Source organism: Streptomyces sp. NPDC004539 (genome assembly GCF_040610055.1).
Lineage (GTDB): Bacteria > Actinomycetota > Actinomycetes > Streptomycetales > Streptomycetaceae > Streptomyces.
The window spans coordinates 1-14,972 of sequence record NZ_JBEXLS010000024.1 but is presented as its reverse complement, the minus strand read 5'-3'; the positions used below and the strand labels follow the sequence as shown (position 1 = coordinate 14,972).

Below are 14,972 nucleotides of genomic sequence, written 5' to 3'. Positions count from 1 at the left end.
TCGGCGAGTGCGCGTCCTGGGTGCGGGTCTCGGTCGACGCCGGGAGCGGGGAGGTCTGCCGGCTGTTCCGGACGGGCTGGGGGAGACGTGGTGGGTTCCCTCAAGTCGTCGCGGGCATGCGGTTGTTGGCTGGGCGGAGGCGGGGCTGCTCGACGACTTCGCCTCCTGCGCCTGAGACCGGTACTCCGTACGACGCCGGCCCGCGCCGCCGTTCAGCGCGGCCCCTTCGTCCGAACCGTCGAGGCCAGGAGTCCCCTGTATGCGTCCAGCCGTGATCGGAGCCGGTCCCGTGGGGCTGACCTGCGTCGAGGAATCGCTCGCTGACGGGCACGGCGTGGTCGGTCACGAGAAGTACCGGGCCTTCAGCGGGAGTTGGCACCCGGCGGCCGGCGGAGCGCACGCCAGGGTCGGGATGCCGGGTTCCCTCATGGGCGCGCCCTCCTCCACCCACCCGCCCGGCTTCGCCGGGGACTTGCCGATCCGGGCCGGGGTGCGGGGGTGTCTGCACGGCCGCGCGAAGGAACTCGGGGTGCTGGGCGTGGGGTGGTTCGGGTGGGAGGCCGTCGGGGTGGGGGAGCGGCGGCGGGGCACGACCCGGGCGTCCAGCTCGATCTGGTGGGGTGCGGGCGGTGAGGGGACCGATGCTGGGAGGGGCGGCGGAGGCGCCAGCGCCAGCACCGGCACCGGCACCGGCACCGGCACCGGCACCAGGAGGGTCAGCGGGTCCGGGCCGGCAGCCAACTCGACGCGTCTCGGCGGGACTTCGGAGCTCACCGATACCTTGGGACCCTCCAGCGCTTCGGACCTCTCCAGCTCTTCGGGCTTTGCCGGTGCTTCGGGCCTCGCCCACGCTTCGGAACCCACCGGCCCTGGTCACCACAACCACCTTGGCCACCCTGACCACTTCGAGCACCACGACCACTCCGAGTTCCACGACGCCGTCCTCGTCGCCGACGGCGAGCCGCGGCGTCCTCGGTTTCCGGACGGCGGCCTCCCCGCGCCCGGGACCGGTGTCCGCGTCCTGACCTCGCCCGCCGAGTACCGGGAACCCGAGACCTTCGCGGTCGAGCGGGTGCTGGTGGTCGGGGGCGGGGTCAGCGGCGCGGGCATCGCGGCGGATCTCACGCCGTACGCCGGGCAGGGCGACCCGGCCAACCTCAGTCTGTGCACGCCGAGTTCGATCCAGGCCGCGCACGGCGACCGGTTCGGCTCGGACTCCGTACGGCACCGCGTCCGCGCCGTGTTGCCGCCTGCTGCACGTGAACGGCTATCGGTGGAAAGGGAGTTCGGCGTGAGGGAGTTCGCGGCGGCGGCACGGGGGCCCGAAGGGCGGGTGCACCAACCGTGGTTGCCGTATCGGCAGCGGGGTTCGACGGCGACCCCTTCCGCCCTGCCGACTCCACAGACTCCGCCGACTCCATCCACCTCGCCCACCCCGTCCACCCCACCGCCCACCGGGAGCATCGCGTGAGTGCCGAAACAGCGCCGGAGACGCCGGGCACGTCGGGTACGTCGGGCGCACCCGGTGGCAGGTGGCGGCTCGTTGCCGACCCAGCCGTGCGTAACCTGATCGCGGCGACCGGTGCGGTCGGGGTGGCCGGGGCGTTTCTGGTTCCGACGACCAGTCTTTTCCTGACGGAGGCGGTCGCCGCGACGCCGCTGATGGTGGGCCTGTTCTTCGCCGCCCGCTCGATCGCGGAGATCGGTACGGACGTCGTCGTCGGCGCGGTCTCCGACCGGCTGCGGGACCGCCGGGCGATCCTCGTCCTGACGGCGCTGCTGAACGCGTCGGGCGCGCTGTGCTACACGTTTCTGCGGGACTACGCGCTGCTGCTGGTCACCGGGATGGTCCTGTTCGGCCTCGGCGGCGCCTGCTTCGGGCAACTCTTCGCTTATACCCGCGAGTTGGCGGACGACCGAGGGGTCGACGCCCCGTTCTTCAACGGCTTCCTGCGCTCGGTGACCTCGCTCGCCTGGGTGATCGGGCCACCCCTGGCCTTCTGGATCGTCGCGCAGTGGTCGTTCGCGGTGCTGTACGCGGCGACGGCCGCGCTCTCGCTGGTCGCGGCGGTGCTGTGCCGCTGGGGCCTGCCGTATCCGCGTACGGCGCGGGAGGCGTCCGGCGAGGAGCAACTCCCCGGTAAGGGCGGGCTGTTCACCGGGGTCGGCCCGCGCACGCTGCTGGTGCTGGGCTCGGTGGTGCTGCTGCTCGGCGCGAACGCGATGTATCAGATCAACCTGCCGCTCTACGTCACCGACGAGCTGGGCATGAGCGGCCAGTTCGCGGGCCTGCTCCTCGGGGTGAGCGCCGCCCTGGAGATCCCTCTGATGGTGATGGTCGGCGTGTGGGCGGACCGGATCGGCAAGCGGCGGCTGCTGATCGGGGCGACGGTGTGCGCCACGGCGTTCTTCGCGCTGCTGCCGGTCGCCGACTCCGGGCGGGCCGCGCTGCTCGCGCTCCAGCCGCTCAACGCGGCCTGGGCGGCGGTGGCGTTGAACATTCCGGTGGTGATGCTCCAGGACAGTCTGCCCGGCCGGTTCGGCACCGCGTCCGCGCTGTACTCCGGCGCCTTCAAGGCGGGGATGTTCCTGGGCGGCCTCGCGGTCGGCACGGTCGCCACCTGGACGGGGTACACGCAGGTCTTCTGGGTGTGCGCCGGACTCACCGCGCTGGCCGGGGTGTTGGTGCTGCCCCTGCGGGCACGGGACACGGACCCGGCGGGGCCGAAGCGGAACTCGGTGGAGGCAGGGGCGAGTTCGGGGCCCGGTGCCACGAACTCCCGGACCCCACAAGCCCCCGAGGACCCCGCTCCCCCCACCGACGGAAGCTCCGAACGACCGACCCCCAGCCCCGAACGACCGCTCCCCAACTCCGAGTGACCGCTCCCGCCCGCTCTACACGCCCACCCGCCCCCGCCTACCCGCCTACCCGCCCACAACCCTTCCGCTCCCCTCCCCCACCCCCTCGCCCCCCTGGTCCGCCAGAGCTACCCCTCCCGGCCTACCCCCCGAGAGCTACTCGTCCATCCCCGCCAACACCAACGCCAACCGATCCACCCCGTCCCCGGTGAGACGGACCGGCACCCCCCAGTCCTGCTGGTGCACATGGCACGCCGGATACTCGTTCGCCGCGTCGTCGTCGCAGGACGCGGCCATCGCGGAGACGTGCAGGACACCCTCGGTGACCGCCGGGTTCAGTTCAAGGACCCGGGAGAGAGCGGAGTCCGCGCCGTCCCCCGAGAGCAGCAGTTCCGGTGGGGTCGAGGAGACGAGCAGCCGGGTCGACGGGCCGTAGCGGGTGTCGAGCTTCTGTCCCGACGGCGCCTGGAACACGACGTCCAGCCGGAGCTTCCCCGCCGCGACCTCCGTCGCCGCGCGCCGCGTGCGGTGGGCGACCGCCTCGACGCGCACCGCCTCCTCCGGCAGCCGCAGCCGCGTCAGGCGGTGGCGGGCGGACTCGACGACGACCAGGTCGTCCCCGACCAGCACCGCGTCCGACGGCTCCCGCAGGTCCGTCGCGAGGGTGGTGACCTCGCCGGTCGCGGGGTCGTAGCGGCGCAGGGCGTGGTTGTACGTGTCGCTGACCGCCACCGAGCCGTCGGGGAGGGCGGTCACGCCCAGGGGGTGCTGGAGGAGCGCCTGGTCGGCGGGCCCGTCCCGGTGGCCGAAGTCGAAGAGACCGGTTCCGATCGCCGTGTGAACGCTTCCGTCCGGATCGACCCACCTAAGGGCGGACGTTTCGGAATCGGCCAGCCAGAGGCGGTCGTCCGTCGCCGCGAGTCCGGAGGGCTGGGCGAACCACGCCTGCGCGCCGGGCCCGTCCACCAACCCCTCGTTGGTGGTGCCGGCGGCGACGGAGACGGTGGCCTCGCCGGGGTCGTACGCCCAGAGCTGGTGGACGCCCGCCATCGCGATCCACACCCGGCCGCCGAAGAGGGCGACGTCCCACGGGGAGGAGAGGTCGGTCTCGCGCGCGGGGCCCGAGGTCGGGGAGCCCTGCCACCACTGGCGGCCGGTCCCGGCCAGGGTCGTGACCTCCCCGGTCGTCAGGTCCAGGCGGCGCAGCGCGTGGTTGACGGTGTCCGCGACGACCACCGAGCCGTCGGCCAGCAGCGCGAGGCCCTGCGGCTCGCTGAACGCCGCCGAGTCCGCCGGGCCGTCGGTGAACCCGCGCGTGCCGGAGCCGATGCGGCGGACGACGCTCTCGCCGTCCGCCGCAAGCTCGACGAGCTGATGCCGGGTGGTGTCGCTGACCAGGAACGTCCCGGACGGCAGGACGAGCGCCTTGCCCGGGAAGCGCAGGGCGGTCGGCTCCGGCTCGGGAGCGACGTACGGACCGTCCCCGCGCCGCAGGGTGCCCTTCTCGGCGTGCTCGGCCTCCAGCTCCGTCACCAGGCGGTCGATCGCGTGCACGTGGCCCTCGCCCGCGTGCTGCGCGACGACGTACCCCTCCGGGTCGATCACCACCAGCGTCGGCCACGCGCGTACCGCGTACTGCTTCCACGTCGCCAGCTCCGGGTCGTCCAGCACCGGGTGCTCCACGCCGTACCGCTCCACCGCGTCCACGACCGCCTGGTGCTCCGCCTCGTGCACGAACTTCGGGGAGTGCACGCCGATCACCACGACCGTGTCCGCGTGCTTCGCCTCCAGCTCCCGGAGTTCGTCCAGGACGTGCAGGCAGTTGATGCAGCAGAACGTCCAGAAGTCGAGGATCACGATGCGTCCGCGCAGGTCGGACAGGGTGTATCGGCGGTCGCCCGTGTTCAGCCAGCCGCCCTTGCCGACCAGTTCGGGGGCTCGGACGCGGACGCGGCGCGGGGTGGTGCGGTTCATGTCCTCAAGGGTGCCACCGGGCACTGACAGTCACGACAGGGCGTGTCCCGTCGTCGCGTCCACGTGGTCCGGGACGTCGTCGTGGCGGTCGCCGACGGTGAGGGTGCCGGTGGGTTCGAGGACGAGGATGTCGGTGGGGACGGGGGCGTACGGCTTATGCTCGACGCCGCGCGGGACGGTGAACGCGGAGCCCTTGGGGAGGACGACCGTGCGTTCGCCGTCCGGTTCGCGCAGGGCGATGTGCAGTTCGCCGTCGAGGACGAGGAAGAACTCGTCGGTGTGGTCGTGCGCGTGCCAGAGATGCTCGCCCTCGACGTGGGCGACCCGGACGTCGTAGTCGTTGACGGAGGCGACGATCCGGGGGCTCCACTGCTGGGTGAAGGACGCGAGGGCGGCGGGGAGGGAGACCGGTTGAGTGCTCATGCCGATCATGCTGGCGCTCGCCCGTACCCCGGTGCGAGTGCTAGGAATCGCACATGGCGCAAGAATCCTCGCAGCGGAGGCTGCCGCACCGGGTGACCGTCGTCGTCGACGAGGGCACCAACCCTTTCGAGGTCGGCATCGCCACCGAGATCTTCGGCCTCCCCCGTCCCGAACTGGGGCTCCCGGAGCGGCTCTACGAGGTGACCCTGTGCACGCCCACGCGCGCGGTGCGCATGAACCACGGGTTCTTCACCCTGACCGGGGCGGCCGGTCTGGAGGCCGTGGACGGCGCCGACACGGTCGTCGTACCGGGCAGGCCCGACAACGTCGTCCCGCGCGGGGAGGACGTGCTGGAAGCGATCCGCCACGCGCACGCGCGCGGAGCACGCGTCGTGAGCCTGTGCACCGGCAGCTTCGCGCTCGCCGAAGCGGGGCTCCTGGACGGCCGCAGGGCCACCACCCACTGGATGTGGGCGGACACCTTCAGGGAACTCCACCCGAAGGTGCTGCTCGAACCGGACGTGCTGTTCGTCGACGAGGGCGACGTCCTCACCGCCGCCGGCAGCGCCGCCGCGCTCGACCTCGGCCTGTACGTCGTACGGCGGGACCACGGCGCGGAGATCGCCAACGCGGTGGCCCGCCGGCTCCTGTTCGCCGCCCACCGGGACGGCGGTCAGCGGCAGTTCGTCGAGCGGCCCGTCCCGGACGTCCCCGACGAGTCCCTCGCGCCGCTCCTGGAGTGGGCCCAGGAGCGGCTGGACGCCCCCCTGACGGTCGCCGGCCTCGCCGCCCGGGCCGCGATGTCCCCGGCGACCCTGCACCGCCGGTTCCGGGCGCAGCTCGGGACGACGCCGCTGGCCTGGCTGACCGGGGAGCGGGTGGCGCACGCGTGCCGGCTGATCGAGCGCGGGGAGGAGCGGCTGGACGTCGTCGCCGCGCGGTCGGGGCTGGGGACGGCGGCGAACCTTCGCGCGCGCGTGCGGCAGGCGACCGGACTCAGCCCCTCGGCGTACAGGCGGCGTTTCGGACCGGGTGGCGGGGAAGCCGTATCGGCATGAGATTCCTGGTACGCGACCGGCTCCTCGGCTTCGGCGAGGACTACTGGATCGAGGACGACCACGGGCAGAAGGTGTTCCTGGTCGACGGCAAGGCGATGCGGCTGCGGGACACGTTCGAGCTGAAGGACACCCGCGGGCGGGTCCTCATCGACATCCACCAGAAGATGTTCGCCCTGCGGGACACGATGGTCATCGAGCGGGACGGGGAGCCGCTGGCCCGTATCCGCCGCAAGCGGCTCTCCCTGCTGCGCAACCACTACCGCGTGTCCCTCGTGGACGGCACCGACCTCGACGTCTCCGGCAAGATCATGGACCGCGAGTTCGCCGTCGAGTACGACGGTGAGCTGCTCGCCGTCATCTCCCGCCGCCGGCTGCACGTCCGCGAGACGTACGGCGTCGACGTCGTCCGGGACGACGCGGACCCGGCGCTGCTGATCGCCGTGGCGGTCTGCGTGATCCACCTGGCGGAGAAGGAACGGGAGGACGACTGACCCCCGACTGACCCCCGACCGGCCCTCCGCCCAGGTCGCGCGACCCGGGTCACCGCCCGGGTCACCGCTCAGGCGCCGCCAGCCCCAGCAACCGGTCCTTCAGCGCCGGGAACACCTCCCGGGTCTCCGCGACCTTCCCCGGTTCGAAGTCGACCGTGAGGATCTCCTCCTCCCGGCCCGCCTCGCCCAGCACCTCGCCCCACGGATCTACCACGATCGAGTGACCGGCCTGGGGAACCCCGGCGTGGGTGCCGGCCGTTCCACAGGCGAGTACGAAGGACTGGTTCTCGACGGCGCGGGCCTGGGCGAGGAGGGTCCAGTGGGAGCGGCGGCGTTCGGGCCAGCCGGCCGAGAGGACGAGGGTTTCGGCGCCCGCGTCGACGAGGCCGCGGAAGAGTTCGGGGAAGCGGAGGTCGTAGCAGGTGGCGAGGCCGATGACGGTCTCGGGAAGGGCGGCGGTGACGAGTTCGCGGCCGGCGCCCATCAGGACGGCCTCGCCCTTGTCGAAGCCGAAGCGGTGGATCTTCCGGTAGGTCGCGGCGAGGTCACCTGAGGGTGAGAAAAGGAGGGAGGTGTTGTAGAGAGATCCGTCGGCATCGCGCTCGGGGATCGAACCGGCGTGCAGCCAGACCCCCGCGTCCCCCGCCGCCTTGGCCATCGCGTCGTACGTCGCCCCCCGCAGGCTCTCCGCCTCGGCGTCGAACAGCTCGTAGGCGAAGGCTCCCGTGGTCCAGAGCTCGGGAAGGACGACGAGATCGGAGTCACTCCGCCCGCGCACGAGCGCGGCGACGCGCTCCCGCCGGTCTTCGACCGATTCGCCCTCACCAACGGCGACTTGGATCAACGAGGCGCGCACACTACCACCGTCCTGGCATTCGAGTTGTCCACATCGGCCTACGATCGTCACACGAAAGCACTGCCAGGGTGGTCCACAGCAGCGTAACTTAGCGTGCTAAGACACCTGCCGACAGCAGCCGACGCCGTCAACTCCCATTGGCAACGCCGCCACAAACCGCCGCCCGTGTACCGACCGCCGAGGGGTCCCGTTCCGTGAGTCTGCATCCCACCCTCCAGCCCTACGCCGACGCCTGGACGCACTCCATAGAAGCGATAACCGAGTTGGTGCAGCCCCTGGTGGAGGCGGACTGGAACCTTCGTACGCCGTGCCCCGGCTGGTCGGTGAGGGACATCGTCTCGCACGTCATCGGGCTCGACTGCGAGATGTACGGCGACCCCCGGCCGATCCACTCCCTCCCCCGCGACCTCTTCCACCTCACCACCGACCTCCAGCGGTACATGGAGGTCCAGGTCGACGTCCGCCGCCACCACACCTCCCCGGAGATGACGTCGGAGCTGGAGTACACGATCATCCGGCGCAACCGCCAGCTGCGGAACGAGAACCGGGACCCGTCGGCGCGGGTCCGCGGCCCGCTGGGCACGGAGCTGACCCTCGAAGAGTCGATGCGCTCCCACGCGTTCACGATCTGGGCGCACGAACAGGACCTGCGTACGGCCCTCGGCCGCCCCGGCAACCTCGACTCCCCCGGCGCGCACGTCGCCCGTGACGTCCTCCTCGACGCGCTGCCGGCGATCGTCGCCGAGAAGTCGAACGCCCCCCGCAGCTCGGCGATCGTCTTCGACGTCACCGGCCCGGTGGAGTTCCTGCGGACGATCCGCGTCGACATCCAGGGCCGCGGCACCCTCGAAACGGTTCCGGCGCTCGGCCCGGCCGCGTCCTTCGTCCTCGACTGGGAGACGTACGTCCGCCTGGCCTGCGGTCGTGTCACGCCGGAGGCCGTCGCCGACCGCGTCAAGGCGGAGGGCGATCCGGAACTGACGGCGGCGATCCTGCGGAACTTCACGGTCACGCCGTAGGCGACACCGGCGGACATCGGGGGCGCGCAAGAGACTCCGCGCGCCTCACCGTCGTCCCGGTCCGCCTCACCGTCGTCCGCGTCGGGCACCGGCTACGCCGGAACGTGCACCGTCTCCACCCGGGACGCCACCAACCGCTCTCGTTCCCTCCGCTCCGCCCGCTTGCGCAGCCGGAGGATCTGACTGATTCCGATCGCCTGGAGAACGAAGACGACCGAGAACGCGATCCCGTAGTTGTCCGAAGTGGCGTCCAGCAGGACGCCGATCAGGAACAACGTGGTCATCGAGGCCGTGAAGCCGCCGATGTTGGTGATGCCGGAGGCGGTCCCCTGGCGCTCGGGCGGGTTCGCGGGGCGCGCGAAGTCGAAGCCGATCATCGAGGCGGGCCCGCAGGCGCCGAGGACGACGCAGAGGACGACGAGCACCCAGGTCGGCGCCCGGTCGCCGGGGTAGCCGATCGCGAGGGCCCACGCCACCGCCGTCGCCGCGACGGTCCCGAGCGCCAGCGGCAGCCGCGCCTCGTGGTGCCGGGCGATGAGCTGGCCGTAGACCACCCCGAAGACCATGTTCGACAGGACGACCAGGGTCAGCAGCCCACCGGCCTCACCCCTCGTCAGCCCCTGCCCCTGCACGAGGAACGGCATCCCCCACAGCAGCAGGAACACCATCGCCGGGAACTGGGTCGTGAAGTGCACCCACAGCCCCATCCGCGTCCCAGGCTCCCGCCAGGCCGTCGCGATCTGCCGCCGTACGTACGCGGCGCCCTGATGCGGCATCGGGTCGGGCTCGTACCCGTCCGGGTGGTCCCTCAGGAACAGCACCAGCAGGACGAGGACGACGATCCCGAGCCCGGCGCTGCCCGCGAACGCGGCGGTCCAGCCGACGCCGTGCAGCAGCCGGGCGATGACCAGCGTCGACACCAGGTTCCCGGCGACCCCGGCGAGCCCCGCGAGCTGGGCGATCATCGGACCGCGCCGCGCGGGGAACCAGCGGCTGCCGAGCCGCAGTACGGAGATGAACGTCATGGCGTCGCCGCAGCCGAGCAGCGCGCGCGAGGCGAGGGCGGTGCCGTACGACGGGGAGAACGCGAACCCCAGCTGTCCCGCCGTGAACAGCACGACGCCGATGGCCAGCACCCGCTTGGTGCCGAGCCGGTCGACGAGGAGGCCGACGGGTATCTGCATCCCGGCGTAGACGAGGAGCTGGAGGATCGAGAACGTCGACAGCGCGGAGGCGCCGACGTGGAAGCGGTCGGCGGCGTCGAGGCCGGCCACCCCCAGCGACGTACGGAAGATGACGGCGACGAAGTAGACCGACACCCCGATGGTCCACATGGCGACGGCTCGGCGTCCGCCGGGCGGGTCACCCGGGAGGGTGGAGTTCCTCGACGAGAGGCTCATCGGACATCGCCCCGGGCGAGGTGCGCGAACCAGTCGACGTGCCGGCAGACGATCGAGACGGCCGCCTCGGCGTCGCCGGCCCGCAGGGCGTCGAGGATCTGCTCGTGCTCGATCAGGGACTTGGCGATCCGGTCGGGGTGCGCGTGCATGATCGCCACGCCCATCCGCAGCTGCCGGTCGCGGAGTTGGTCATAGAGTCGGGTAAGAATTTCGTTGCCGCCGCTGCGGACGATCTCGGCGTGGAAACAGCGGTCGGTGACGGCCGCGGCGGCCAGGTCGCCGCGCCCGGCCTCCTCCTTCTGCCGCTCCAGCAGCTCCGCGAGCCGCGCGATCAGACCCGCCGGGGCGGGGACGGCCTTGCGGACGGCGTGCTCCTCGATCAGCAGCCTGGTCTCGACGACGTCGGCGATCTCCTGCGCGGAGACCGGCAGGACCAGCGCGCCCTTCTTGGGATACAGCCTGATCAGGCCCTCGACCTCCAGGCGCAGCAGCGCTTCCCTGACCGGCGTCCGGGAAACCCCCACGGCGTCGGCGAGTTCACCTTCGGTGAGAAGGGTGCCGCCCTCGAAACGGCGGTCCAGGACGCCCTGCTTGACGTGGGCGTAGACGCGGTCGGCGGCGGGTTGTCTGGTCGGTGCGGGGGCGGGGGCTGACGGCATGCGGACAGGATAGATACAACACGTACGCATCGGGGGAACGTTTCACCATGCGGACGAGGGCCGCCCCCGGAGCCCCACTTTCCCCAAGAGATTCAAAATTCCTCGGAGCAGACGCACAACTTTCTGTGCTAGTTACGTGTCACAGACATGCGGCCATACTCTTCCCCCCACCCAACCGGGCCGCATTCAGGGGCATTTCAGACAATCGGGGTATCTCACTTGATAACCGCACTCAAGGGCAAGCCCGTCCGCAGAGCCGCCGCCGTCAGCGCGACGGCCGTCGCGATGCTCGCGGCCGGCGCCCTCGCCGCGGCTCCCGCGCAGGCCGTCACCGCGCCCACGATCGCCGCGCAGACCGGTTTCGTGATGAACAACGCGACCGGCAAGGCGTTCGGGAAGCTCGCAGACAAACAGATGTCCACAGGCTCCACCACGAAGATCATGACCGCAGCCGTCGTTCTGTCTCAGCCGAAGCTGAACCTGAACGACAAGGTCACGATCCAGATGGCGTACAGCGACTACATCGTCAAGAACAACGCGTCGTCCGCCAAGCTGATCGTCGGCGACAAGGTCACGGTCCGTCAGCTGCTGTACGGGCTGATGCTGCCGTCCGGCTGCGACGCCGCGTACGCGCTGGCCGACAAGTACGGCACGGGCTCCACCCGTGACGCACGCGTCAAGAACTTCATCTCCAAGATGAACGCCAAGGCGAAGTCGTTCGGCATGAAGAACACGACGTTCGACTCGTTCGACGGCATCGGCAACGGCAAGAACAAGTCCACGGCAAGGGACCTCACGACCCTCGCGAAGAACGCGCTCAAGGACGCGAACTTCCGGGCGATCGTGAAGACGAAGTCGTACACCGCGACGACCGTCACCAAGACCGGCTCCAGCCGGAAGATGGCCGCCTGGGTCAACACGAACACGCTCCTGTCCAGCTACAGCGGCACGATCGGCGTCAAGACCGGCTCCGGTCCCGAGGCCAAGTACTGCCTCGTCTTCGCCGCCACGCGCGGGGGCAAGACCATGGTCGGTACGGTCCTGGCGTCCACCAACGCCACGGTCCGCGCCCAGGACGCGACGAAGCTGCTCAACTACGGGTTCGCGAACCTGAAGTAGGGGTTGTGCGTACGAGGGGGCTCACGGCACGGGGTGCGGTGGGCCCCCTCGGCGTTCCGCGACCAGGTCCAGCCAGGCGCTCGGTGTGTACGGGGCCGGTGGGTCGACCTCCATACCGAGTTCCGCCAGGGCGAGGGCGTAGGCGGACTCCTCCAGGTCCAGCGCGAGGAGTTCGTGGATCTCGCCGGTGAGGCGGGCTGTGAGGTGGGGGTCCGTGGTCGCGCGGTAGTCGGCGACCGCGTCCTCGTGACTCGCGAACTCGTCCGGCATGTCCTGGGAGAACCAGCCGCCGAGGAACTGGCCGAGTTCGGGGAAGCGGGCGTGCCACTCCCAGTGGGTGGTGGGGGTGGCCGAGGGCGGAACCTCGCCTTTCTCGACGCTGTGCCTGATGTGGTCGGCAAGGCACGACAGCCACTGCCGGATGCCGTCCTCGGGTACGCCGACGTCCGGCAGCGCGTAGTACTCGCCCAGCCGCAGCCGCAGCCGTCCCGGCGGGTTGTCGGCGTACTCCCTGAGCTGCCGCTCCGCCTGCGCGAGCGCCCAGGGGCGGGTGTGCCAGGTGTGTCGCAGGTAGGCGGTGAGCGCCTGGCTGGGCCGCTCCGGAGTGTCGTCGGCGTCCTGCCCGACGAACGCGCGCATCACCTGGTCGAGTTCGCCGTGGCGGCGGTCGTGTTCGAGGGGGGTCAGGGGCATGGGGTGACCTTCGGGTGGGGGTTACAGGTAGACGGGGAACGTGGCGTGGACGACGAAGCCGTGCGGACCGCCCTGATCCCGCCGGAGCACCACCCGCGCCGCCCGTACCTCGACGGCCCCTCTCCCCGCCAGCATCATCGCCTGCAATAACACCCGCCCCACCGGCTCCTCCCGCGACGGCCACGCCGCCTCGATGGTCAGCCGAGGGCGGGTGGACTGGGCGAGCCAGCGGTGGACGAGCTGTTCGTTGGCGGTGACGACGTGCTGGGTGGCCCACTGGGCGGTTTCGCGGTCGGGGTAGGTGGAGGTTCTGGTACGCACGTTGTTACCTCGTTCGGGGATGCGAGTTGCTGGACTCACCGCACGACGGCCGGCCTCGGACGAAATAGAAGGACCAGAAGACTCCGACCTCTTCGGGAGTGACGACCACGAACCCCGCGTCTCCGGTGTACTCCGTGAGGGGTGTCCAGCTCTTGACCTGAGCCGGCAGCCGACCGGCTTCGGTGATACGGCAGTTGTCGTAGTGGACGGCGTCGCACCCGAACCGGCCGAGCAGGGTTCTCGCGTCGACCTCCGCTGCCCGGTCCCAGGAGCTGACCGTCTGCCATTCGAACGTCAGCCGGCCTCGCGGATCGGGGACCTCGCGGCGCAGCACGGATCGCACGTCATCCGGCCGGCCTGGCCTCGTCCGCGGTCCTGTCGCCACGTACGTGTACACATCGTCCAGAAGACGCACCAGGGTCATGTCCCAGGTCGTCCGACTCATGACGTCGTTCACGGCATGCCCCGGTTCAGTGGGCATTGAACCGCCAGACGACCCCGACCTCCGACGGCGAGACGGCCACGAGCCCAAGGTCCATCAGATAGTCGGTCATCCCGGATTCTCCTGTGAACCTGGGGAAGAAATCAGAGTCCCGGACCTCCGCCATCTCGCCCACGGTCGCGTAATAGGAGCATTCTGAACCGTAACGCGCAAGCAACGTACGCGCATCGGCGAGAATCCCTTCCTTTCGCTCTGCGAAGTTCGGGATGTTGCCCACCTTGAACCATTCGTCCGTCAACAACACGACGAATCTTTCGGCCAGTTCCGGGGTGATCTCACGAAGGATCTCGCCGAGTCGATCCTCGGCGACGACATGAAAGGGGAAAGAGACATCGCGTCGCGAATCTCTCGCGTTCTCCTCCTTGTCCCAGTCCAACGTGACCCACCCCCGCGGGTCCGTGGTTCTACGGGCCATGACCGCCAGCACATCGGTAAGCCAACTCTCGTGAACACGCGGGCCACTGGCCACGAATGAGTATTCGTCCTCGAACAGGCGCAGAACAGCGGCTTCCCATTCCTGTCGTGCGGGGGAGTTCTTCACGGTACCCGGATTCCTGTCAGGGGATCGGCATGGAGGTGAGGACGACGAACGGAGGGTCCAAGGAGTCATCATACTTAAGCGAGGTTCTGATCCCCTTGACAGGGATGACCTTGGCATTCATACCGGCTGCCTTGTAGCCGCTTTGCGGGTCGTTCGGATCGATGGGCTGCTTGAAGACGCTCCTCCCGCTGTACTCCCCATGGGGTGCGACGCTGTCGAATTCCTCTGCTTTGCTTCCGTTCGTCGGAGGCGGCGGCCCCTTGAGCCATGCCTCGATGGCTGCCGAGTTCTGATCGATGTTGTACTGCGTCAACTCTTGCGCTTTCTCCATGTCCGCGAAAGCGGATGAAGAGGAGACCGTCGGCTTTCCGTACGGCCATGCATCAGTCGTTCTCCCGTTCGTCAGATCCCTGAGCCGTTGAACAAGCTGCTCATCGCTCTTTCCAACGTGTTTGTCGATGGAGTGCGCGCCGGTGATTCCTTCGCTGCTCGCGAGGTCGATCCGGTAGACACCGTTCTTGATGTCCTCTGGGTCACTCCACCTGAGTTCCTTCTTGAACTCGTCGAGCGACCGCGCCCCGAACGCCTCCGCGCGGGCCTCTTCGGCGGCGTAGGTGGGAACACTGCGGAGGGCTTCCTCCAGTGCCGGTCTGAGTTTGGTCAGGTCGGTGCTGAGTTCATGGATTGTGGTGTTGTAGGAGTCCACGGCCGAATTGAGGCGGCCGGTGTCGATGTTGAGGAGGAATTCCGCGGCGATCGTGGGGAGTTCACCGACGAGTTCGGCGAAGTCCTTGAAGCTTTTGATGGCGAAGGTCTTCACCGCGGCGTCCTTGTAGACGTCGATGATGGTGGAGCGGATCTTCGTGACCTAGGCACTGCACGCGTCGCACGCGGTCGCGACGGCGCGGGCCGTGTCCCGGAGGACGTCCAGGGAGGGCTGTCGGCCGTCCTTGTGGTTCCACTAAGGATCTTCAGCGGTGACGCTCAAGGGTGAGAACCGCCTTCACGATTGACGTGAGTCGGTTGGGGCTGATGCGGGCTTTGCGGAAAATGCGCC

The 14,972-nt window shown here is 69.9% G+C and carries 16 protein-coding genes and 1 pseudogene; 6 read left to right on the top strand and 11 right to left on the bottom strand.

The window, feature by feature from the left end:
• The first annotated feature begins 259 nt into the window (after window positions 1–259).
• Window positions 260–1,471 (top strand): hypothetical protein, encoded by a 1,212-nt coding sequence (locus ABZX85_RS37110; protein WP_355879023.1) that lies wholly within the window; start codon window positions 260–262, stop codon window positions 1,469–1,471.
• 86 nt (window positions 1,472–1,557) lie between these two features.
• Window positions 1,558–2,880, top strand: a complete 1,323-nt coding sequence (locus ABZX85_RS37105; RefSeq protein ID WP_355879020.1) for a sugar efflux transporter — start codon at window positions 1,558–1,560, stop codon at window positions 2,878–2,880.
• Between the two features lie 135 nt (window positions 2,881–3,015).
• On the opposite strand, the gene ABZX85_RS37100 is transcribed toward ABZX85_RS37105, so the two are convergent.
• Both ABZX85_RS37100 and ABZX85_RS37095 read right to left on the bottom strand, forming a co-directional pair.
• Window positions 3,016–4,833, bottom strand: coding sequence for an NHL domain-containing thioredoxin family protein (locus ABZX85_RS37100; protein ID WP_355879017.1), 1,818 nt, complete (start codon window positions 4,831–4,833; stop codon window positions 3,016–3,018).
• A gap of 30 nt (window positions 4,834–4,863) precedes the next feature.
• On the bottom strand, window positions 4,864–5,256 hold the full coding sequence (locus tag ABZX85_RS37095; protein WP_355879015.1) for a cupin domain-containing protein: 393 nt from the start codon (window positions 5,254–5,256) through the stop codon (window positions 4,864–4,866).
• A gap of 53 nt (window positions 5,257–5,309) precedes the next feature.
• Here ABZX85_RS37095 and ABZX85_RS37090 point away from each other — a divergent pair, with 53 nt between their 5' ends.
• Both ABZX85_RS37090 and ABZX85_RS37085 read left to right on the top strand, forming a co-directional pair.
• On the top strand, window positions 5,310–6,314 hold the full coding sequence (locus tag ABZX85_RS37090; RefSeq protein WP_355879012.1) for a helix-turn-helix domain-containing protein: 1,005 nt from the start codon (window positions 5,310–5,312) through the stop codon (window positions 6,312–6,314).
• Window positions 6,311–6,805 carry an LURP-one-related family protein gene (locus ABZX85_RS37085; RefSeq protein WP_355879009.1) on the top strand — a complete coding sequence of 165 codons (495 nt, stop codon included), beginning with the start codon at window positions 6,311–6,313 and terminating at the stop codon, window positions 6,803–6,805. Before ABZX85_RS37090 ends, ABZX85_RS37085 begins: the two co-directional genes overlap by 4 nt.
• Window positions 6,806–6,866: 61 nt before the next feature.
• Here the strand turns inward: ABZX85_RS37085 and ABZX85_RS37080 are convergent, their stop codons facing one another.
• Window positions 6,867–7,661, bottom strand: a complete 795-nt coding sequence (locus tag ABZX85_RS37080; RefSeq protein ID WP_355879006.1) for a carbon-nitrogen family hydrolase — start codon at window positions 7,659–7,661, stop codon at window positions 6,867–6,869.
• A gap of 194 nt (window positions 7,662–7,855) precedes the next feature.
• Here ABZX85_RS37080 and ABZX85_RS37075 point away from each other — a divergent pair, with 194 nt between their 5' ends.
• Window positions 7,856–8,680 carry a maleylpyruvate isomerase family mycothiol-dependent enzyme gene (locus tag ABZX85_RS37075; RefSeq protein WP_355879003.1) on the top strand — a complete coding sequence of 275 codons (825 nt, stop codon included), beginning with the start codon at window positions 7,856–7,858 and terminating at the stop codon, window positions 8,678–8,680.
• A 92-nt stretch (window positions 8,681–8,772) separates the two neighbouring features.
• Here the strand turns inward: ABZX85_RS37075 and ABZX85_RS37070 are convergent, their stop codons facing one another.
• Together ABZX85_RS37070 and ABZX85_RS37065 are read right to left on the bottom strand one after the other, a co-directional pair.
• Window positions 8,773–10,080, bottom strand: a complete 1,308-nt coding sequence (locus tag ABZX85_RS37070; protein ID WP_355879000.1) for an MFS transporter — start codon at window positions 10,078–10,080, stop codon at window positions 8,773–8,775.
• Window positions 10,077–10,739 (bottom strand): GntR family transcriptional regulator, encoded by a 663-nt coding sequence (locus ABZX85_RS37065; RefSeq protein ID WP_355878998.1) that lies wholly within the window; start codon window positions 10,737–10,739, stop codon window positions 10,077–10,079. Before ABZX85_RS37065 ends, ABZX85_RS37070 begins: the two co-directional genes overlap by 4 nt.
• 219 nt (window positions 10,740–10,958) lie before the next feature.
• Between ABZX85_RS37065 and ABZX85_RS37060 the strand changes: the two genes are divergently transcribed.
• Window positions 10,959–11,858, top strand: coding sequence for a serine hydrolase (locus ABZX85_RS37060; RefSeq protein ID WP_355878995.1), 900 nt, complete (start codon window positions 10,959–10,961; stop codon window positions 11,856–11,858).
• Between the two features lie 21 nt (window positions 11,859–11,879).
• Here ABZX85_RS37060 and ABZX85_RS37055 read toward each other — a convergent pair whose 3' ends face one another.
• The 6 genes and pseudogenes from ABZX85_RS37055 to ABZX85_RS37030 all read right to left on the bottom strand — a co-directional run.
• Window positions 11,880–12,551, bottom strand: a complete 672-nt coding sequence (locus ABZX85_RS37055) for a contact-dependent growth inhibition system immunity protein (RefSeq protein WP_355878992.1) — start codon at window positions 12,549–12,551, stop codon at window positions 11,880–11,882.
• A 21-nt stretch (window positions 12,552–12,572) separates the two neighbouring features.
• Window positions 12,573–12,872 (bottom strand): RNase A-like domain-containing protein, encoded by a 300-nt coding sequence (locus tag ABZX85_RS37050; protein WP_355878989.1) that lies wholly within the window; start codon window positions 12,870–12,872, stop codon window positions 12,573–12,575.
• 4 nt (window positions 12,873–12,876) lie between these two features.
• The gene (locus ABZX85_RS37045; protein ID WP_355878986.1) at window positions 12,877–13,206 is read right to left on the bottom strand and encodes a hypothetical protein; all 330 of its coding nucleotides are present in this window, start codon (window positions 13,204–13,206) and stop codon (window positions 12,877–12,879) included.
• 136 nt (window positions 13,207–13,342) lie between these two features.
• A complete protein-coding gene (locus ABZX85_RS37040) occupies window positions 13,343–13,915 on the bottom strand; it encodes a hypothetical protein (RefSeq protein WP_355878983.1) in 573 nt (190 codons plus the stop codon).
• A 16-nt stretch (window positions 13,916–13,931) separates the two neighbouring features.
• On the bottom strand, window positions 13,932–14,735 hold the full coding sequence (locus ABZX85_RS37035) for an RNase A-like domain-containing protein (protein WP_355878980.1): 804 nt from the start codon (window positions 14,733–14,735) through the stop codon (window positions 13,932–13,934).
• A 151-nt stretch (window positions 14,736–14,886) separates the two neighbouring features.
• Window positions 14,887–14,972: pseudogene (locus ABZX85_RS37030) on the bottom strand (IS5/IS1182 family transposase); the annotation flags it as partial.